Annotated in this window: 18 protein-coding genes and 1 pseudogene; 8 read left to right on the top strand and 11 right to left on the bottom strand. The window is 52.8% G+C overall.

The features are described from left to right. Positions 1–98: 98 nt before the first annotated feature. Positions 99–2,102, bottom strand: coding sequence for an NADPH-dependent 2,4-dienoyl-CoA reductase (locus QZH36_RS11560; protein WP_253455737.1), 2,004 nt, complete (start codon positions 2,100–2,102; stop codon positions 99–101). A gap of 171 nt (positions 2,103–2,273) precedes the next feature. On the opposite strand from QZH36_RS11560, the gene QZH36_RS11555 reads away from it, so the two are divergent. The 3 genes from QZH36_RS11555 to QZH36_RS11545 all read left to right on the top strand — a co-directional run bounded on the left by QZH36_RS11555 (position 2,274) and on the right by QZH36_RS11545 (position 4,786). Then, positions 2,274–2,564, top strand: a complete 291-nt coding sequence (locus QZH36_RS11555) for a hypothetical protein (protein ID WP_301730282.1) — start codon at positions 2,274–2,276, stop codon at positions 2,562–2,564. 317 nt (positions 2,565–2,881) lie between these two features. Beyond that, positions 2,882–3,037, top strand: coding sequence for a Hok/Gef family protein (locus QZH36_RS11550; RefSeq protein ID WP_253455735.1), 156 nt, complete (start codon positions 2,882–2,884; stop codon positions 3,035–3,037). 639 nt (positions 3,038–3,676) lie between these two features. After that, positions 3,677–4,786, top strand: a complete 1,110-nt coding sequence (locus QZH36_RS11545; RefSeq protein ID WP_301730281.1) for an AI-2E family transporter — start codon at positions 3,677–3,679, stop codon at positions 4,784–4,786. A 26-nt stretch (positions 4,787–4,812) separates the two neighbouring features. Here the strand turns inward: QZH36_RS11545 and QZH36_RS11540 are convergent, their stop codons facing one another. From QZH36_RS11540 to QZH36_RS11510, 7 genes and pseudogenes are all read right to left on the bottom strand, one after another. Next, the gene (locus QZH36_RS11540; protein ID WP_301252957.1) at positions 4,813–6,018 is read right to left on the bottom strand and encodes an FAD-dependent oxidoreductase; all 1,206 of its coding nucleotides are present in this window, start codon (positions 6,016–6,018) and stop codon (positions 4,813–4,815) included. 618 nt (positions 6,019–6,636) lie between these two features. Next, positions 6,637–7,848 (bottom strand): annotated as a pseudogene (locus tag QZH36_RS11535) (FAD-dependent oxidoreductase). Positions 7,849–7,897: 49 nt separating this feature from the next. Beyond that, the gene (locus tag QZH36_RS11530; protein WP_253455727.1) at positions 7,898–8,263 is read right to left on the bottom strand and encodes a hypothetical protein; all 366 of its coding nucleotides are present in this window, start codon (positions 8,261–8,263) and stop codon (positions 7,898–7,900) included. A gap of 154 nt (positions 8,264–8,417) precedes the next feature. Then, entirely contained in the window at positions 8,418–9,800 is a 1,383-nt protein-coding gene (locus tag QZH36_RS11525) for a DHA2 family efflux MFS transporter permease subunit (protein ID WP_253455724.1), read from the bottom strand. Positions 9,801–9,827: 27 nt separating this feature from the next. Further along, positions 9,828–10,808 carry an aminoglycoside phosphotransferase family protein gene (locus QZH36_RS11520; RefSeq protein WP_253455721.1) on the bottom strand — a complete coding sequence of 327 codons (981 nt, stop codon included), beginning with the start codon at positions 10,806–10,808 and terminating at the stop codon, positions 9,828–9,830. After that, on the bottom strand, positions 10,805–11,947 hold the full coding sequence (locus QZH36_RS11515; RefSeq protein ID WP_253455718.1) for a hypothetical protein: 1,143 nt from the start codon (positions 11,945–11,947) through the stop codon (positions 10,805–10,807). Before QZH36_RS11515 ends, QZH36_RS11520 begins: the two co-directional genes overlap by 4 nt. 44 nt (positions 11,948–11,991) lie before the next feature. Then, positions 11,992–13,419 (bottom strand): bifunctional 2-methylcitrate dehydratase/aconitate hydratase, encoded by a 1,428-nt coding sequence (locus QZH36_RS11510; RefSeq protein ID WP_253455715.1) that lies wholly within the window; start codon positions 13,417–13,419, stop codon positions 11,992–11,994. Between the two features lie 545 nt (positions 13,420–13,964). On the opposite strand from QZH36_RS11510, the gene QZH36_RS11505 reads away from it, so the two are divergent. The 5 genes from QZH36_RS11505 (at position 13,965) to QZH36_RS11485 (ending at position 17,947) form a co-directional block, all read left to right on the top strand. Continuing rightward, positions 13,965–14,747 carry an alpha/beta fold hydrolase gene (locus QZH36_RS11505; RefSeq protein WP_253455713.1) on the top strand — a complete coding sequence of 261 codons (783 nt, stop codon included), beginning with the start codon at positions 13,965–13,967 and terminating at the stop codon, positions 14,745–14,747. A 62-nt stretch (positions 14,748–14,809) separates the two neighbouring features. Next, on the top strand, positions 14,810–15,373 hold the full coding sequence (locus QZH36_RS11500) for a peptidylprolyl isomerase (protein ID WP_253455710.1): 564 nt from the start codon (positions 14,810–14,812) through the stop codon (positions 15,371–15,373). Between the two features lie 26 nt (positions 15,374–15,399). Then, a complete protein-coding gene (locus tag QZH36_RS11495; RefSeq protein ID WP_301252961.1) occupies positions 15,400–15,726 on the top strand; it encodes a hypothetical protein in 327 nt (108 codons plus the stop codon). Positions 15,727–15,736: 10 nt separating this feature from the next. Further along, entirely contained in the window at positions 15,737–16,576 is an 840-nt protein-coding gene (locus tag QZH36_RS11490) for an MBL fold metallo-hydrolase (protein ID WP_253455704.1), read from the top strand. A 156-nt stretch (positions 16,577–16,732) separates the two neighbouring features. Further along, positions 16,733–17,947, top strand: a complete 1,215-nt coding sequence (locus QZH36_RS11485; protein WP_253455702.1) for an acyltransferase family protein — start codon at positions 16,733–16,735, stop codon at positions 17,945–17,947. Between the two features lie 119 nt (positions 17,948–18,066). Here QZH36_RS11485 and QZH36_RS11480 read toward each other — a convergent pair whose 3' ends face one another. From QZH36_RS11480 to QZH36_RS11470, 3 genes are all read right to left on the bottom strand, one after another. Beyond that, positions 18,067–18,954 carry a LysR family transcriptional regulator gene (locus QZH36_RS11480; RefSeq protein ID WP_301730280.1) on the bottom strand — a complete coding sequence of 296 codons (888 nt, stop codon included), beginning with the start codon at positions 18,952–18,954 and terminating at the stop codon, positions 18,067–18,069. 153 nt (positions 18,955–19,107) lie between these two features. After that, positions 19,108–19,686 (bottom strand): GNAT family N-acetyltransferase, encoded by a 579-nt coding sequence (locus tag QZH36_RS11475; RefSeq protein ID WP_301730279.1) that lies wholly within the window; start codon positions 19,684–19,686, stop codon positions 19,108–19,110. Next, positions 19,686–20,498: a sulfite exporter TauE/SafE family protein gene (locus tag QZH36_RS11470; protein WP_253455693.1), complete on the bottom strand. Its 813-nt coding sequence runs from the start codon at positions 20,496–20,498 to the stop codon at positions 19,686–19,688. The genes QZH36_RS11475 and QZH36_RS11470 overlap by 1 nt, the downstream gene beginning before the upstream one ends. Between the last annotated feature and the right edge of the window lie 11 nt (positions 20,499–20,509).

The following is a 20,509-nucleotide window of genomic DNA, read 5'->3' as shown; positions in this document are numbered from 1 at the left end:
TAACGGATGTCCTGAGTCCTGACAGCTTAACCTGGCGATGTGAACGGCGAATAACTTTTGTTGCCGCCGCCAGGAAAAGCTTCGCCGCGCTGGCCTGGCTAAATCGTTAACGCCAGCCGCGTGCCCTGGGCGATAGCGCGCCGTGCATCCAGCTCTAACGCGCGATCCGCGCCGCCGATAATGTGCACCGGACGGTCGCCCAGCGCTTCCGCCAGACGACGATCGGACTGCTGGCCCGCGCAGATCACCACGTTATCCACCGCCAGCAGAACCGGCTCGCCCTGATGCAGAATATGCAGGCCGTCATCGTCGATTTTCAGATACTGCACGTCGCCCCACATCTTGACCTGACGCATCTGTAGGCTGGCGCGATGGATCCAGCCGGTGGTTTTGCCAAGGCTGGCGCCGGGTTTGCCTGGCCTGCGCTGAAGCAGCCAGATTTGGCGCTCGCTCTGCGGCGGCTGCGGCGTTGTCAGGCCACCAGGCTGTTGCAGCGTGCGGTCAATGCCCCATTCCTGACAGAAAGCCGTGATGTTCTGACTGGTTGGCTCGCCGTGCTGGGTCAGATACTCGGCAATATCAAAACCAATACCGCCCGCACCGATAATCGCCACGCGCTTGCCCACCGGTTTTTTATCGCGCAGCACCGCCAGATAGCTCAGCACGCTGGGATGGTCGATACCGGGGATTTCCGGCGTGCGCGGCAATACGCCGGTTGCCAGCACCACCTGGTCATATCCGGCCAGATCTTCTGCCGTGACGGCATGATTAAGCCGCAGCGTAACGTTATTCAGCATCAGCTGGCGCGTGTAATAGCGTAGCGTCTCGCTGAACTCCTCTTTGCCCGGAATTTGCCTGGCAAGCGTAAACTGACCACCGATAACGGCTGCCCGATCGAACAGCGTGACGCGATGTCCTCGTGCGGCAGCATTTACCGCAAAAGCCAGTCCGGCCGGCCCGGCACCGACTACGGCCAGGTTTTGCGGCTTTGCCGCGGGCGCGATCGCCATTTCGGTTTCGTGGCAGGCACGCGGATTAACGAGGCAGGAGGTCAGCTTGCCTGCAAATATCTGATCCAGGCACGCCTGGTTGCAGCCGATGCAGGTATTGATTTCATCGCTGCGGCCTTCCTGCGCCTTACGTACAAAGGCCGCATCGGCCAGGAAAGGACGCGCCATCGACACCATATCGGCGCAGCCTTCATCCAGCAAAGCCTGCGCCACGTCCGGATGATTGATGCGGTTAGTGGTAATCAGCGGCACGGTCAGGTGCTGTTTCAGCTGCTTTGTCACCCAGCCGAAAGCGCCGCGCGGAACGGAGGTGGCAATAGTGGGAATGCGCGCCTCGTGCCAGCCTATGCCGGTATTAATCAGCGTCGCGCCCGCTTTTTCTATGGCTTGTGCCAGCCGCACCGTCTGCGGCAGCGTGTTACCCTGTTCCACCAGGTCGAGCATCGACAGGCGATAGATAATGATAAACGCCTCGCCGACCGCCTGACGAACCGCCCGCACGATTTCCAGCGCGAACCGCATGCGCCGCTGCTCGTCGCCGCCCCATTCGTCGTCGCGCTGATTGGTTCTGGCAGCCAGAAATTGGTTAATCAGGTAGCCTTCTGAACCCATGATTTCCACGCCGTCGTAGCCTGCCTGTTTCGCCAGTGCGGCGCAGCGCGCAAAATCAGCGATAAGCGTCAGGATGCTCTCATGACTCAGCACGGCTGGCTTAAAGGGATTGATGGGCGCCTGTAATGCGGACGGCGCAACCAGGCCTGGCTGATAGCTGTAACGACCAGCATGTAAAATCTGCAGCGCAATCTTGCCGCCGGCCTGATGCACGGCTTCGGTGACTACGCGGTGGTGCGCAAGCTGGTCAGGATGGTTGAGGACGGAAGCGCCAGCCGTGACCACGCCTTCCGCCGAGGGAGAAATCCCGCCGGTAACAATCAGCGCCACGCCTGCGGCCGCGCGTTCCGCATAAAAAGCGGCCAGGCGGCGCGGGCCGTCGGGATGCTCCTCCAGCCCGGTATGCATCGATCCCATCAGCACACGGTTTTTTAACTGGGTGAACCCTAAATCCAGAGGCGAAAAAAGTGAGCGGCTCATAGTTGCGATCATCAAAGTGGTCGGATGAGTTCCACTGTAGCGGCGGCGCCCTGTTTCCGAAAGCGGTGCAGATAAAATTGTGATGTATGCCCGGCTAATTGGATAAAACGGGAGTGGGTGGACCTGGTGTAGTCGTTGGAATGGGTAGAGTGGTTGGACTTGGTGTAGTCGTTGGACCTGGTAGAGTGGTTGGACTTGGTGGACTTGGTGGACTTGGTGGACTTGGTGGACTTGGTGGACTTGGTGGACTTGATAGATTTGGTATGGTCGCTGGACTTGGTGGAGTCGTTGGAATTGATGGCTTTGGTGCGGTCGTTAGAGTTAACGGAATCGGTAGATTCGGTAGATTCGGTAGATTCGGTGGAGGCTGAACTCAGCCGTTTCGCCATCATCGCTGAAGCTTTTAACCTTCAGGTACTTTCATCCTTCTTTTCGTACCAAGTGCATATTATTAAAAACTAAAATTTTACATTTTATAGCGGACCTTTTTATAACGTTCGGATCGCTGTTATTTGATTGACCCCACAGCTGAGTGTTGGCTCCCCGGACGCCGTTGCAGGAATTGCCGAGCCGTCACGCAACTCTGCGTTTTGCCGGTGGGATAACAAGGGAAAAGGGGTAAACTGCGCGGCGGGTGCTCTGGATCTTTCGGTCCCGGGCATGGCAAGGGACAGAAAGAGAAAGGCCCCACCCGATATTATCAAAGTGAGGCCAACCCTTATGTCCAACAACATAAAGGTAGCCTTTTACCCGCTGAAAAGCAACGGAGAAGGAAGCCAATGAAGGCAGCAAAGTTACTCTTTTTGAGCCTGCTCATCTTCTGTGTAACGGTACTGATATTTACATGGATAACGCGCGGCTCGCTGTGTGAACTGCATATCAGACAGGGAGGAACGGAGGTTGTCGCCAGCCTGGCTTACGAATCCGGAAGGTAAGGCGACCCGGCGGCGGGCGTAGTCCCGCCGCCTGTTGCGGCATGATCCACGAGCACCCTTCTTTTTGTACGTTACTCTTTTTTTTAGGGCCATAAATATTGATAAATGGACTTGCGGATTATATTTGTGGCGGCTCTGTTTTAACGGTCAGTACGGTATTTTTTGATCGACCCCACGATCGGGAATGCGATCCGTTGACGCCGTTGCAGGAATTGCCGAGCTGTCACGCAACTCTGCGCTTTGCCGGTGGGATAACAAAGGGAAAGGGGTAAACTGCGCGGCGGATGCTCTGGATCTTTCGGTCCCGGGCATAGCAAAGGACAGAAAGAGAAAGGCCCCACCCGATATTATCAAAGTGAGGCCAACCCTTATGTCAGACAACATGAAGGTAGCCTTTTACCCGCTGAAAAGCAACGGAGAAGGAAGTCAGGGAGAGGGATGTGTGTCAGGTCGCCTGATTGCCATCGCATCTTGTTATGCCGCTGCTGCAAAGAGAGTTTTTTTACGGCACTAAAGCCATATTCAGAAAAAAGCGTGGATAAAAGGGCCGGGCGTACGGCCTCATCTTTGGGCTGGTATTGCAAAACCAGCACAGCCCTCTATGCTGCGTTAGCAAATTCTTGCTTCAGAGAGCATAAAATGAGATTTCCCGGCCTGACCAAAGGATTTTTTCTCTTAATCCTGCTTATCGTGACCGTCGCTTTTTTCGAGGTGCTGCAACCTTATTATTCCGCTGTGTTGTGGGCAGCGATCCTGGCGGTCATTTTCCATCCGATGAAAAACAAAATCCGCCAGTGGATGGGAGAAAGAAACGGCGCCGCCTCCCTGGTGACCGTGGCGATTATCTGTCTGATCGTTATTACGCCGCTGGCGCTGATCCTCTCGTCGCTGGCGGTTGAGTTCAACATCGTTTACAGCAAAATTCAGGCTAACAGCACGCCGCTACCGACAATGATGACGAATACGGTGCACCATCTTCCGCAATGGGCGCAAAATTACCTGGCCGATCATCAGCTGAATACCGTGGGCGGCATTCAGCAGAAGCTTTCTCAGGTTGCGTTGCGGGGCAGCCAGTATCTGGCCGGCAGCGTGTTCCTGATCGGGAAAAGCAGCCTGAGCTTTGCGTTAGGCTTCGGTATCATGCTTTACCTGCTGTTCTTCCTGCTGAAAGACGGCTCCTGGCTGGTCAACATTATTCTGAAATCGCTGCCGCTTTCACGCTATGCAAAACACCATCTGCTGGCGAAGTTCGCTGCGGTGGCCCGCGCTACGGTAAAAGGCACGGTCGTGGTAGCGGTGGTGCAGGGCGCGCTTGGCGGCTTTGCCTTCTACGTGACCGGCATTGATGCCAGCCTGCTGTGGGGCGCGCTGATTGCTTTCCTGTCGCTGGTGCCGGCCGTAGGTTCGGCTATTGTCTGGGTGCCCGCCGCCATCTTCTTTTTCTCTACCGGATTAATTTGGAAAGGCATTTTCCTGGTCGCTTTCTTTGTGGTGATTGTAGGCCTGGTGGATAACTTCCTGCGGCCGTTGCTGGTAGGCAAAGACACTAAGATGCCGGATTATCTGATCCTCATTTCTACGTTAGGCGGAATGGAAATCTACGGCATCAACGGTTTTGTCATTGGCCCGCTGATTGCCGCAATGTTTATTGCCTGCTGGAACCTGCTTTCCGGACGCGATCACGAAGGCAACAGCGAAGAGCTGGACCCAGAGTTTATTGAGGAAGGCAAAACACCGTCGGCCAGCTGATTAAATGCGGCCCTGCGGGGCCGCTTTCATTTCTGCGCTTCTTCAGGCAGCTCACGATAAAATCCCATCCCTATCAGCCTGCCGAATAAAAATGGCAGGAAAGGGCGACGACGCAGCCAAAGCTCCATACGACCGGGCGGCTTGCGTCGAGGCTTTTTCCCCGCTTTGCTAATCATAATTTGCAGCGACTGCGTAGCCCAGGTAGCGAAAGCGCGCCGCCGCTGGACTTTCTCCAGATCTTTCAACGTCAGCGAACCCTTTCTCAAAGGCCCTGACAGAAGATTAGCGGTCGCTACGGCATCCTGGATCGCCAGGTTGACCCCCACGCCGCCGATGGGTGACATGGCGTGCGCGGCATCCCCAATACACAGCAGGCCAGGTTTGGCCCACTGCTGCAAACGGTCGATGCGGATCTCCAGCAGCTTAACCCGATCCCAGTCGGCAATTTCCAGCTGGAGTCGCTCAAGGGAAAAAGGCGAAGCGCTGGCAACCTGCTGCAGAAAAGCGGAAAGTCCGGTTTCCTGCAAAGCAGTAAAGCTGCCCTGCGTAATCGAATAGCCGCACTGCCAGTAGTCGCCGCGATCGATCATTATAAAATGGTTCTTAGGCCCACGATGGCCTGGCGACCATTCAGGATCGTCGGCCTGTTTAGCGACTTTCATCCACAGAACATCGCGTGGCGAGCCGAAACGCTGTACTTCCAGACCGGCGAGCTCTCGAATGACGGAGCGGCGGCCATCGCAGCCAATAACAAGATTGCTGCGGAATTCGCGCGCTTCGCCTTCCACTGTCGCCTTAACGCCTTTGATCTGGCCCTGCTCTTCAATTAATGCGTCAACCTTTGCGTTCTGGATTAGCTGAAAACCGGGCAGCTGTAAGGCTTTAGCGTGCAGGAAGTTCAGAAAATCCCACTGCGGCATAAAAGCGATATATTTACAGCGGGTAGGCAGACGAGTGAAATCCGCCATCGTCGCGGGCTGACCATCGATTTCGCCGTAAAGCCTCTCTGCTTTTTGGTGTGGCAGCGCCAGAAATTCATCCAGAAAACCCAATCGCCAGATAATTTCCAGCGTAGAGGGATGGATAGTGTCGCCACGAAAATCCCGTAAAAAATCCCCGTGTTTTTCCAGTATCGTCACAGGAATGCCGTTGCGCGCCAGCAGATAACCCAGCATCAGCCCGGCCGGGCCTGCGCCGACGATGCAGCAGGAAGAAGGGGTAGAGGTGTTCATTCAGGACCGTCCGGCTAACTCAATAAATGATAATTGTTATCATTGGTCAGGAAGAAGATCAAACTACATCGGGCCGGACAGCACTAATGTTTCATATTGGTGCTGGCAAAGCTGCGCTGCGGCAAGCCGATACAGGCAACCGGTTTAGCATAGTCCGGCAGGTTTTAGCGCTATGAGAAAAGGCGTGTGTTTTTATTATTAACAGGCTAACCCTTACTTCACTTAATTAGAAATAAGAGCAGTTTTGTAGCGTTTCATCAGCGGATGATCAGCATGGCAATTAATTGTTCTGCTTTCTAAGGCTGCAAAGAGGGCCGTAGCGTAATAGCGGCAGCAGCGACCTTCCGGCGCCTGAGCCCGCTTTTTGCTCAGTACGCTAAACGGCCCGAAAGGGCCGTTTAGCGTACTGACAAACCTGGAACAGGGTGAATCTGGCAGCACCCCATAGACTCAAGGTGCAGGGAACACAAGCAGAGGAGGAAAGCGTCCCGCGCCATGGACGGCGTGGGTCGAGCTGTCAGGGACGACGTTTTTTGCGTCTTTCCGATCTGACCGTGTTCCCTGCACAGACTCGATCTTGCCGCTGACCTGACCAGACTTTGTCAACAATCTCGTTTTTTATTGCGGCTCTTTCGGCAGCTCGCGATAAAAGCCGATGCCAATCAGGCGGCCAAACAGGAAAGGCAAAAACTTCCGCTTGCGCAGCCACTTCTCCATGTTACCGGGCGGTTTGCGGCGCGGTTTCTGCCCTGCCTTGCTTATCATGATTTGCAGCGACTGCGTTGCCCATGTGGCGAAAATCCGGCGACGCTGCACCTTTTGCAGATCTTTGAGCGTAAGCGAACCGGCCTTTAATGGTGCAGAGAGCAGATTGGCAGCGGCAACGGCATCCTGAATCGCCAGGTTGACGCCAACGCCGCCAATCGGCGACATCGCATGGGCCGCATCGCCAATGCAGAGCAGTCCCGGCTTTGCTCACTGCTGCAGGCGATCGATACGGATCTCCAGCAGCTTTACCCGATTCCAGTCCGTTACTTCCTGTCGCAGCCGCGCGAGGGTAAAAGGCGATGCCTCCGCCAGCGTTTCCAGAAATGAAGGCAAACCGGCCTGCTGCAGCGCCTCCAGGCTCGCTTTGGGAATGGAGTAGCCGCACTGCCAGTAATCGCCGCGATCGATCATAATAAAATGCTTCTTCGGCCCGCGATGTCCCACGGACTATTCAGGATCGTCGGGCAGTTTGGCAATTTTCAACCACAGCACATCGCACGGCGCCCCAAAATTTTGTACGGCCAGGTCAGCATGTTTACGCACTGCCGAGTTACGGCCGTCGCAGCCAATCACCAGCTCGCTACGAATTTCCTGCTGCTCACCGTCAATGGTGGCTTTAACACCGCACACTTTACCCTGTGCTTCGATCAGCCCATCAACCTGCGCATTATGAATAAGCGTAAAGCCCGGCAGTTCTGCGGCCTTCGCGTTGATAAAGTTCAGGAAATCCCATTGCGGCATAAAGGCGATGTATTTGCATTGGGTAGGAAGACGGGTGAAATCCGCCATGGTGGCTTCCTGACCGTCGATCTCGCCGGAGAGCCTTTCCGCTTTCTGATGCGGCAGCGCCAGAAATTCCTCCAGAAAGCCCAGCCGCCAGATAATTTCCAGCGTAGAGGGATGAATAGTATCGCCGCGAAAATCGCGCAGAAAATCGGCATGCTTTTCCAGCACGGTGACGGGAATGCTGTTGCGGGCCAGCAGATAACCGAGCATCAGCCCGGCAGGGCCCGCGCCTGCGATACAGCAGGATGAGGGGAGTGAGGCGCGGGAAGAGGTCATGGCATTGCGTCCAAAAATAAGTATTACGTGATAATAGTTATCTTGTCGCTTACCAGGAAAGCGATTCCTTGCTGGCTTTGAGATTCTGCTTATACATCATATCCAGCGTCACATAACTGCACATATCAATTGAGCCCTTGCAGTAATCGCTGATGACCTTGTTAAGAATGGTTCGATCTTTCGCCGCGGTGAGATGTTTGAAGGCGTTAAGATTCTGCTTTTCCATCATGCGAAGCGTGGTCGGCTGGCACATATCGATGCTGCCTTCGCAGTAATCCTTCTTAACTTTGGCCTGAATATATTCAATCACTCCTTTTTTTTGCGCTTCTGAACCGTCGAAATCCATTGGATGAACAAAAGCGGCATTAGCCGCGCAGGCGGCAAAAAATAACGCGAATCCCAGAAATTTTTTCATGCTGAAAAACCTTAAAAAAAACGAACAGTTAAGATTAATCTTATTTTTACGAGATGTGAAGCCCTCTAAGTGAAGGATCGATAAGCTATTTTAATCTCCCGCTGAAGCAAGAAAAGGAGATAAAAAAGCCACCTCCTGCGAAGTGGCTCAATCGCTATCGCTGCAGGCGCAGCATGCTGGAAAGTGCCGACAGCGCCGATATCAGGCAGGCCAGTCCAAATACCCAGACGGCGAACCGCATTCCGGCCGGGTCGCTCAATCCGTTAAGCAGGGCAATGACCATCGCCACCAGCGCCGCGCCGATCGACTGGCCGGCGGTTCTCGCCGTTGATAAAACGCCAGAGGCGGTTACCGTACGGTTCGCGGCGACATTGGAAAACATCTCTTTGTTATTCGGCGGCAGGAACAGCCCATAGCCGATCCCGCAAACCGCCACCCGCCACAGGAAATCATTGACCGTGGCGGCTTCCGGCAGCAGCGCCAGCGACCCCAGGCCCAGGCAGAAAATCACCACGCCGACGGTAGAAATTTGCGCCGGATTTAAACGGTTAGAAAGTCTGCCTGCAAGCGGGGCGCAGACGGCTACGGCAATCGGCCATGGCGTAAAGATAAACGCGGCCTCCAGCACGGAATAGTGGAAGGCGTGCTGCAGAACAAACGGCAGCCCGACCAGCGCCATCCCCTGCGCCACAAACATGGAGACGGAAGAGAGCACCGCAAAGGTGTATTGCCGGGAATGGAAGATATCAAAAGGCAGCAGCGGATGTTTTGAACGCCTCTGCGCGTTAACAAAAATGGCGATCAGCACTGCCGATGCGACGCCGCACAGCACGAGCGTGCGGCTATCCCAGCGGCCGATCTGATCGACTGCGACAACCATCAGGCCTAATGCAGCGGCCGACGTTATCGCGCCTCCCCAGTCGAAGCCTTTTTCCTTCTCCGCATCCACGCCCAGAGAGACAAACGAAAACACGATGGCAAGCGCCCCCAGCGGAAGATTGATATAGAACAGCCAGGGCCACGAGAGATAAGAGATGATCAGCCCGCCCAGCGCAGGGCCAATCGCCGTTCCCACCGCAAACGCCAGCGCGTTCAGCCCCAGTATGGTGCCCAGCATGTGCGGCGGAAAGATAACCCGATAAAGTCCCAGCCCGACGCTAATCATAACGGCGTAGCTGATTCCCTGGAGCACCCGCATCGCCACCAGAACGCCAAAGGTTGGGGAGAGGCTGCAGCCCAGCGACGCCAGCGTAAACAGAATCATTCCCGCCGTGTAGAAGCGCCGCTCCCCAATCCTCGAACCCAGCGAGGCGCAAATCAACATCGCCGCCGCGCTGGCAACCTGATAGCCGTTGGTAACCCAGATAACAGAGGCTGAATCCACCTGTAAGGCTGCGGCGATTGAGGGCAGCGAGATATTAACGATGGAGCTGTCGAGCGCCGCCATGATCACACCGATTAAAATAGCCGCTGCCGCCAGATAGCGTCTCGGGGCCTCAAATCCCTGTTCCAGGGTACTGCTGCTTACCAACGACATGCCTTAACATCCTGTAGTGGGTGAAAATTATGCACAGAGACTTTCAGTTTCAACATTCGCCCCTTCGAGGTAAGCCACCAGGCCCAGCATCAGCACTTCTTCCGGGCTGGCTACCATAGGGGAGCGTGGGGCTTTCCAGAGCGTTTTACTGCCGTTGATGCGGATACTTCTCAGGAAGCAGTAGGTGGTGAGCACGTAGAACCGATTCCGCATGCTTTCGCCCATCAGCGGCAGCAGCCCGGCAATGCCTCCCAGCTCCGGGATGGCACCGAGAATGTTGCCGTAGTCGGGCTTCGCCAGCACGAACATCAACGCGTCAGCCATCGGCACCACTTTCACCGCATCCTTCACTTCGGCGGCAAGTTCGTGCCAAAAAGAAAAGGCAAATCGGGAGAAACCGAAAAGCGGATCGAGTCCCCGCACTGAAAAATCGGGATCGATAAAGCGGGTCTGCGCCTGTTCCTCGTTGTAAAGCACGTTGCCAAAGTGAAAATTGAAGTGGGCTTTTTCCACCGATCTGAATTTTTCCGTTCGCGCCAGCTCCAGCGACTTTTCGACGATCTCGCGGGCGGTTCGGTTGCACCTCGCCCCGTTAAGCAGAATCGGCTTATCGAACAGGTCATGGGCGAAACGCGCGCCTTCCCACTCTTCCCGTAGCCTGGCCGGCATATCGTCGAACGTCGCCAGCTGATTATCCAGCTCCATGCCGATGGCTCGCTGAACGTTTTCCAGCGCGTTGATAACAATTGTTCTGCGTTCAGCCAGCGGGCGCCCGTCGTCAAACACGATTTTCGACAGCGGAAGGGCGTCGATCTTTTCCAGAATATAGAACTGCCGTCCGGCGGCCAGCCCGTCGTGCAATACCGGAACCATCAAATCCGGGTAAATATCGTGCAGCGCGCGTATCTGATCGACTTCAGCTTTTAGTTTGCCGTTAAACGTGGCGGAGCTGGCCGTCTTAACGACAAGGCCTGAACTCAACAGATCGACCGTGTGGGAGCGTGTCATTTTTCAATCCCCTGGAAAGTGGCGACGGGCAGGCCAAGCGCGACGCTGCGCGCGACGGAGCGAACGACTGCGCTATAGCCAACCGTATTGTTTACAAATGACTGAACGATAATCTCACTTAAATTCTGCTCTGCCAGCCAGGCCGGACGCAGGATAAGTAGGTGATTCTTGTCGGAAAGGATGGTGGAGCAGCGGCGCTCCCAGGCATAGGCACGGCTGCCCAAAGGCGTCTGGGATGCTCTGACGACGTGCGGATGCGTTTCACTCACGCGCTCGATCGCCGTCTTGATAAGATCGAGACTTAACGCGCCGCTGTCCCGGACGATAAAACGGTTAATCTGATAGCCAGGCGCGTGGACGGGCGCGCGTAGTGAAACGGTATTCACCAGCGGCGCCCAGGGCATAACTTTCTCCTGACTCATGGCGATTTGCGAGAAGCTGGGACGCAGATTGTCGCGTGCGTCCTGCATGCGCCCTTCAAAAGATCGCGTGCCGAGCACGCCGTTAGGCGTATCGGGATGCACAATATCGGTTTCTACCGAAATAATATGCGAGGCATTGCAATGAACGGCTTTCAGCGCCTCGGTCACGACACGTAGCGAGGCATGCATGCCGTTCGTCTGGCAGGAGCCGAGGCAGTACATCCCGGAATCAACCACCCGGCGCTGAATGGTGCCGATCTCATCGCTGGTCAGATCCTCCAGGCAGCCATAAATGCTCGGCAGCTCGTTTGCCTCTGCAACGCCCAGCACCACGTCGGCGAGCTCCAGCATATTACGGGCAACCGGGCTGTTTCTGTCCATATCCAGCTTGCTGGTGGCGATAAAACCGATGTCGAAGCGGCCGCTTTGCGGCGGAAGCTCTTCGGCTAAATTGCCAAAGAAGAAGTGAACTTCGCGACCTTCGATGTTGAGCGTATTGTCGCTAATAATCTCAATACGCGATTGCATGCCGGGTTGCGCCATCGCCAGGCGGGCAATGATGCCGTCAATCGGGCGCAGGTCCGGATAATGCTTATCTAAAGACGGCGGATTGGTCACCACGGTTTGAATAGCGAAGCCATCTTTTGCCGGATCGTTTTGAATCAGCAGGTTTGCGCCGATCTCCGCGCCGCAGCCAACCAGTATTGCTTTTTTCACTTCATCACCTCGAAATAAATTAACGGATGTTGTTTTTATGGGATCTATAGCCATGAGAACATCTTCAGGAAGTCGGTAACGGGCATCGCATCCAGCTTTGATTCAGAAATCAGGGTGTCGGCCAGAACCGACGCACGGTTGCGCAGCGGGCTGTCTGAAAGATTCAGATGGAATTTGGCCAGCAGCGCATCGAAACACTCTCCACGACGACGTACATGGCCGCGCGGATAGTGGATGGTTTCAGCGATCTCTTCCGTCATGCCGCGACACTTCAGGTAAAGCGCATTGGGAATGGCGCGTTTTTCCGGGTCGTAGTAGCTCTCGGTAAAAGCAGGCCGCTCGGTGCAGGTAATTTTCATGCGTAGTGCATCCAGCTGCGGATCGGCGGCGAGCGGTTCGTGAAAATCCTGTACGGTGAGATTTCCGGTCTGCAGCCCAACCGCAATCATGTACTGAAGGCAGTGATCGCGATCGGCGGCGTTTTTAAGCGGCCCTGACTTATCAATAATCTGCATGGCCGGTCGCGTCGTTTCCACGCGGACATATTCAATGCTTTCGGGCGAGAATCCGGCGGCGACTATCCGCTCGCGCAGGTTAATCGCCGCCTCCACTGCGGTCTGCGCATGGTATTCCGCAGGATTGGGAACCTTGAACAGGATATTTTTGATAACAAAGTCGGAGAGGCCGCGTGACAAATTAAAGGGCTTTCCGCGTAAAACCGCATCATCAAATCCCCAACGGCTGGCGGTAAGCGCGGAGGGATAGCCCATTTCGCCGGTCTGAGCGAACAGCGCCAGCTGAAGCCCGCGTGCTGTCGCGTCACCCGCCGCCCAGGATTTACGCGTGCCTGCATTGGGCGCATGCCGGTAGGTTCTGAGAGAATGGCCATCGATAATGGCGTTGGAAAGGGCGCTTAGCGCCTGCGCTTTTGACAGGCCAAGCAGCTGAGCTGAGGCGATCGCCGAGGCCAGCTTGACCAGCACAACATGATCGATGCCCAGCGCGTTAAAGCAGTTAGACAGGCAGAGCACGCCATGGATCTCGTAGGCGCGAATCAGCGTATTTAATACGGCTGCCATATCGGGTTCCTGCTGGCTACCGTCTGTCAGGCTATGCCATGCTGCGGCGGCCAGGATTGCGCCCAGGTTATCGGAGGGATGTCCCCACTCCTGCGCCAGCCAGGTATCGTTATACTCAAGCCAGCGGATCATCGACCCGATTTGAAAGGCAGCCTCAATCGGTCCCAGCTTCAGGGCGGTCCCCATCACCGGAACACCCTCGCTGCTCTTACTGAACTGTGCGCTGCGCATCAGTTTTAAGCAGTCGTCATCGCTGGAGGCGGCAATCGCGCAGCCGACGGAATCCAGCAGACAGAAACGCGCCAGGCGCAAAGTCTCATCATCAAAGGTTGACTGCTCATAGGCATAATCAACCAGTTCAACCATTATTTTATCAAATTCGGCCTGCGCCATAATTTATCCCATACGCTAAAACAGATTTAAAGGAAATCAGCAACGGCGATCCGCTACGGCTATATGCAGAGAATTAAAATAAAGCATTAACCTGTGAGTTATCGCCGGGTCTTGTTCGCCAGATGTTATTTTTCACGTCAGGTAAACGCCAGCGAATAAAATCGAGATCTTCATCGAAAATATGAATATTCTGGCGATATTCTGAAAATGGAAGATGGCTAATGAGATGGGCAGCATTACGAAAAAAATCGGGAGATCGGGCTGAATATTTTTTGATTACTTATATTATCCTGGCAGGAGAAGCTATCCGTTTGGTGCTGTTTAACATCAGCGTCGGTGCGAATTTTCGGGGCGACTCAATAATTTCGATAGCGGTATCGAAATTATCCATTAGGGCAAACGGCCGGATTACCCTATTAATAAGAGCGGCAGCATAGTCCTGCAGCTCAAAAAAATTCACGGATTCCATAAGTAAATATTGCAAATTCAAATAGTGCAAGCGATGGAACCGAAGAGAAAGAAAAAATAAAAATGGGGAGTATTGAATGTTTATTCGGCCGCTTAAAATAACTCAGCATGTAGACGTGCAGGGGCCAGAAAATGCGAAAACGTTGGTACTTCTTCATTCGCTGGGCACGGATTTGCACCTGTGGGATTTGCAAATGCCGCGTTTAACCGAACGCTATCGCGTGGTGCGGCTGGATATTCGAGGCCACGGTTTAAGCGCAATCGACGCGCTGCCATTCTCCATGGCCGATTTGGCCGACGATGTCATCGCCGCGCTGGACCATCTGCACATCACTGAGTTTTCGGTTGCGGGAGTGTCAATTGGTGGAACCATCGCGCAGTGGATCGGATTCAAGATACCTGAGCGTGTACAGGGACTGGTGATTGTCGATACCTCGCTGGTCAATGCCGCTCCGCCTTCACTTTGGCGAGCCAGAGCGGAAGATGTTTTTCACCACGGTGTTGAACATCTTGAAACGGGTATTTTGGGTAAATGGGTCACGCCGAAGTTTATCGACTCGCCCTACGCAGACGGCATGAAGCAGATGCTGCGCCGCACCACGGTTGAAGCCTTCGCCGGCTGTTCTTATGCCATCGCCGATACCGATCTGACCAATATGACTTTTCCACGCGTCAGGGCGGTAGTGGTGAGAGGTGCGGACGATCTGCTCACGCCGCCAGATTATGCGCGACGCCTGGCTGAAAAATGGCACGCAGAGCTGCACACCATACCTGGGGCGGCACACCTGCCCAATTTTGAGCAGCCTGATGCCCTTACGAATGAAATTCTCTCGTTTATTGGTGCCGATAAGCCATCCTGAGGCAGGTTCGGGCTGAGCAAACTATGCCCGGCAAGATCCGGCCGCGCAACTGGAGTAACACTATGAATCGTCGGAAGTTCATTGGCGGTAGCCTGGGCCTGTGTGCCGGGGCGCTGATATTGCCCGGCATGATTAACCGGGCAAATAACCGTCATGATCTCATTGAAATGAAGCTGCACAGTGGAACGGTAACCATAAGCCTGTTTCCCGAGCTGGCTCCTAATCACGTGGATCGCATTAAAACTCTGGTGCAGGCCAGATTCTATGACGGCATGCCGTTCGCGCGAGTTATTGAAGGCTTTATGGCACAAACGGGAGATCCGGTAAAAGAGACTGGCCTGGATTATTTAAGGCTACCGAAACTGGCGGCAGAATTTAACAGCCTGCCGTTTGAACGCGGCACTCTCGGCATGGCCCGATCCAGACATCCGCACAGTGCCAGCCATCAGTTTTTTATCACATCCGCCCGCTCGCGCTTTATGGATCAAAATTACACCGCTTTTGGCAAAGTGACGCGCGGAATGGAACTGATCGATGGGCTTCGCCGTGGATGTTCTGAACTCGGTACGGTGGTCAATCCTGACGTTATAAAAAGCATGAGATTAATCCCACTGAAAGCAGCGTAAATATCCATTCGCAGGAGCGAGGTAAAATGCCCAGTATTACCCTTTATACATCCGCGGCCCATCGCATTAACCACGATGCCTTTGCGGAATTTTCAGCCTCGTTAACTCATATTGCTATGAAGGTATTAAAGGCAAAAGAAAACAATATTCATATTAGTTACCTTACGGCCGAAATAGGTTTTGGTACGCCGGTATACTTTGAAGCAAAGCTAAGGCAGGAAACATTTCGTACCGCGCCGGTACTGGAAGAATTTTTGCATCAGGTTGATGAATTAATTAGGGAGAAAATGGGGGTCGTTGCGAGGATCCGCTGTTTCTCTTATGACGTAAATAACATCTGTGTAAAAAACTAAGGAACAGGCTATGAGTACACTATTTCCCACCCTCGAACTCGGTGATATGTCGATTACTGCGGTGAGCGACGGCTATCTGCAGGTTGACTTTGGCATGCTGGCTAACGTCAACGCAGCAGAGTGCGAAAACATTCAGAATGGCGCACGGGTAAACGGGCTTAACGATGTGCATATCAATACTTTCCTGGTGCGCCGCCAGGGCAAAAATATTCTTATCGATAGCGGAGCCGGCGGCATTAAGGGCTGGGGAGGCGGGCTGGTGGCTAACCTGGCAAAAATGGGGCTGGAGCCGGGAAATATCGACGCGGTGCTGCTGACACATGCGCATCCCGATCATATCGGTGGCCTGCTCAATGCGGAAGGTGAAGCGGTCTTCAGCAATGCCGAACTGGTGATCAATAATGAGGAATATCGCTATCTGGAGGATGACAAAAATTTTGCGGCGGTCGCCGATCGGGTTAAGGGGAATTTCCTGCTGGCGCGCAGCATATTTGAAAAGTATCAGCAGAATTTTCGCCCGTTCGATAAAGGTGAGGTACTGCCCGGTATTTTTGCCATGCCGCTGAAAGGCCACACGCCGGGCCATACGGGCTACAGAATTGAAGGCAGTCAGGAGAGCCTGCTGATTTGGGGCGATATTGTACATTTTCCGCACATTCAATTGCAGAAACCGGAAGTGACGATCGCCTTTGATTACGACGCTCAGATGGCGGCAGAAACTCGTTCTCGCGTGCTCGATATGGTCAGCTCCGATCGCGTTCTTATTGGCGGCATGCATTTCGGAGAATACGGCTTTGGCCATATTGAAAAGGGCAATTCAGGATACGGAGTCGTCAATATTAAAAAATAAAAAAACGTAATGAGCTTCATGCTCTGAAAATAATTGTTTTATCGAATGGCAAGGCAGTATTTATTCAGGCTGCTTTGTCATCGCTGCTTTTTTCTGCATATCGCTATCTTTCAGAATATATTTTGGTATCTCAATACTATCCTTATAGGGAATATAATGAATTCTGCGCTTAATAGAGAAACAGGTGTTAATGCCGCTTGCGGCGAGGTGAATCATTTTAATGACGGTCAATCGCTGGGCCCAGGAGAACTTCCCAGGCTGCCTAAACTTCCCTCATTAACAGGGAGCAGATTCTGGGCCGCCTTTTTAGTTTTTTTATTTCATTCATCGTTGCCAAGCGATCTGGCGCCGTTTGCTGATGCCAACATCCAGCACATCTTTACGGTGATGGTAGGGAAAGCGGGCTGGCTCGGCGTTTCCTACTTCTTCATACTCAGCGGCTTTATCATGGTATGGTCAGCGAAAAATAACGATACGCCTGGCGATTTCTATCTGCGTCGTTTTGCCAAGATCTATCCTACCCACTGCCTCACCTGGGTGATGGCGTTTATTATTGGCGCGACCAGCCTTTATCAATATAAGCTGTGGTCCGTGAACCTGCTGCTGCTGAATACCTGGTTTGATGATGTACATTATTTCTTTGTGGGCAACCGCCCCAGCTGGTCACTGTGCATCGAAGCGATGTTTTACCTCTCCTTTCCTTTCCTCTTCAGGGTCATGAAAGCGATACCGGCAAAATTTGACCTGCCCGGATTAATCGCCGTTACTGCTGCCTCCCTGCTGGTGCAGACCGGCATTTATCTCTGGGTTGAGCCGAACCACATGATGGGCGCATTTCCGATTTCGCAGCAGCATTTTTGGGTGTCATATATTTTTCCCCCGGCGCGTATATTTGAGTTTCTCGCCGGTATGTTTGCCGCCAGGTTGTTGATTAACGGTCGGGCACTGGTGCTGAGTAAAACGGCCTCGCTTGCCATTCTGGCGGCGACTTACGTCGGCTCAATGTATATTCCCTACCAGTTCAGCATGAGCGTGGTATTCATCATTCCTGTTTGCCTGTTGATTATCTCTATGGCTGGCGATGATTTGAAAACCAGAAAGACCGTGCTGAATAATCAGACCTCGGTATGGCTGGGAGAAATATCCTATGCGTTCTATATGGTTCACTTTTTAGTACTGTTCTATTTTTTAAACCTTACGGCGGGAAGAAAATTCAGCCTGCCGGAAGGTATCGCGCTGATCGCCGTTGCGCTGGTGCTCTCCGTTTCGCTGGCGTCATTTATGTACAAGTATTTTGAAGTGCCAGTGATGAAATTGATTCTGGAAAAGTGCCGAACCAAGGCGCTGGTCATTGTGCGTAAGCCTTCATAACTTAAGGCAACGGGATCAACAAACAGCTCGGTTATTCAGGTTGAGAGCATGTAGCAGATTACGGACTTCCTGCTGGCTCAGCAGGAAGTCCGTATGCGCTTTGGCGGAAAGGCCAGGTCTTAATGACCGGGATTGTGCAGACGGGGATCCTGAAAAACGGATGTCATCACGCTTCTGAATTTCGTGCTGTCCAGGTTAGCGCAATCGGCACGGTAAACGAGCTCGATTCTGAAGTCGTTAAACTGGCCGGAGAGCTCATGGATTTTAATTTTGTTCTGTACCTCGCTGCTGATTGAACAGCGCAATACCAGAGAGACGCCTTTACCCGCAGCAACGCTTGAAAACAGCACGGGATAAGAGCCGCACTCGACAATTCGTCTTGGGGTGATACGGCCTTCTTTGAACAAAGTGGTATAGTTGCGGGTCGAGGTTGCACACTTTTTGCTGCTAAGCATAAAAACTTCGTCATCCAGCGTGGAGATATCCGTGATGGTCGGAAAATCCTTTTCTGTAATGATGACCAGCTCGCTGGATAGCAAAGTCGACCGCGTATGCTGCGCATTAGAGAAACCGGCACCAATGATTACTGTATCATATTCATTCTGATCGAAAGCGTTGAGCAGGCTGATAGTATTGCCAATCGACACATCGATGTTCCAGCCCAGATCGTAACCTGAGTCGATCATTGAACTGATCACCCACGCGGGCAGGCATTCGATTATGCCAATACGCATGTTCACCTGGCTGCTTCTGGAGTGGAAGATGTTGCTTTTACAGTCATCCGCGAGGTTCAGTATTTTAACTGCATAGTCGTAGAGTATCTGGCCTTGCGCCGTCAGCGAACAGCCATCGCTTTTCCGGTCGAGCAGGGTGACATCCAGATTATCTTCAAGGCTTCTGATTCGGTGTGAAATGCTCGACTGCACGCGATTCAGACGCTCGGCGGCCTGAGTAATATTTCCTGTCTCCACAACCGTTACGAACGCAAGAAGTTCATTTAACTTCATTTAATACCCCATGCTAAAAACCAAACCATCGGCACAAAACAATTTATAAGGTTTATTAATAAATTTGTCACTTTCTTTTGCTTCTGTGGCCGTACGGACAATTCACTTTCAGACTAAAGCCCTGACGTCGCCAGGGCCGGGTTGAAAAGCTTTTTACTCTGCGGTGTTAATGGCCAGCATATAATATTTATTGCTGTTGAATTCGAAGAAGCCTAAGTCTTCGAAATTATTCCTGTGGTGGAAAGCGTAAGAGCGAGGATTAAGCACATTAACAAAAGTCACGGTGTGCTTATAACGAGAGGCAAAAACCTTACGCTGATGGGCCAGCAATTTCTCGCCAATTCCCTGGCTTCTGTAGGCAACATCAATACAAACAGGCCCGTACTGATAGGAAGTATCGGCGGAAAGCGCCTCGCCATTGAACGAATAATCTTTAAGAATGCTCGCCATATAATCGAACATCGGCCAGGGTTTTAAAAAAACCCATGATGCCCCTAATAACAGGCCAACGACTTTTTTCTCTTTTTCATCGTAAGCAATGGTCACGCCGTTCTCTCTATCGCTTAAATCCTGTAGCTGCTGCTCGGTCATATCGGTAGTAACAAAGCCGTTCTCACGCTGGTCGCTATTCAGATTCTTAACGTGATGCCGCTCCAGCAGCTGTTTAACTCCGGCGATATCATCGTGGGTTGCCAAACGGTAAGTGATATTTTCAGCACAATTTTTCATCATTAAAAACCCGTAAAATATTTAACCAGTAAAGTAATCATCATCACGCCAACGGAAACAAAAAGAACTTTTCTTATTATTTCACCGTTAGTGCGTATCGCGTGCAGGCTGCCAATATGATTGCCCAGCAGACTGGCAACGATCATTGGAATGCCGATAAGATAAGCCATTTTTCCGGCAATGGCGAAAGCCACAAACGCGCCGATATTTGAAGAGAAATTGAATATTTTACTGGTAGCAGAGGCCTGTAAAAGCCCAAACTTATTAATTACCGTCAACGCAATAATAAACAGGCTCCCCGTGCCCGGCCCGAAGAAACCATCATAAAAACCCACGGTAAAGCAAACCAGGAACACGGCCAGAAACGAGGCATTACCTGCAGATTGCGCCGTGGTTTTTACCCTGCCTTTGATGGTGGCGGCCAGTAAGCCGACAGGCAGCAACGCAACGATAACCAGAGATAGCGCCTCAGCAGGTAATAAAAGTATTACCCGGGCACCGACATAGGCGCCAACGAGCGCAGATATCAGACCGGCTGGTACGACACTCCATATTACTGACTTGTTTTTAATAAAGTTTTTTATTGCTGCAATGGTGCCTATGGTACTGACTAATTTTTCCTGACCGAGCGCGAGCTGCGGAGGAAGCCCGGTTAAAATAAAGGCAGGAATAAGAATCAGACCCGCTCCACCGGCAATGGCATCAATATAACCAGCGACAAAAGAGGCTGCGACCAGCAGAATTAAGCCAATAAAAAAATAGTGGGCAATGAGGCTTCCCTCAATAAAAAATGAGGAATTAAATAATTCAGGCATACTTCTTTCCG

This window comes from Erwinia wuhanensis (genome assembly GCF_030484085.1).
In the GTDB taxonomy this organism is placed as follows: domain Bacteria; phylum Pseudomonadota; class Gammaproteobacteria; order Enterobacterales; family Enterobacteriaceae; genus Erwinia; species Erwinia aeris.
The sequence above is the reverse complement of the archived record's forward strand: the minus strand, read 5'-3'. Positions and strand labels throughout refer to the sequence as shown.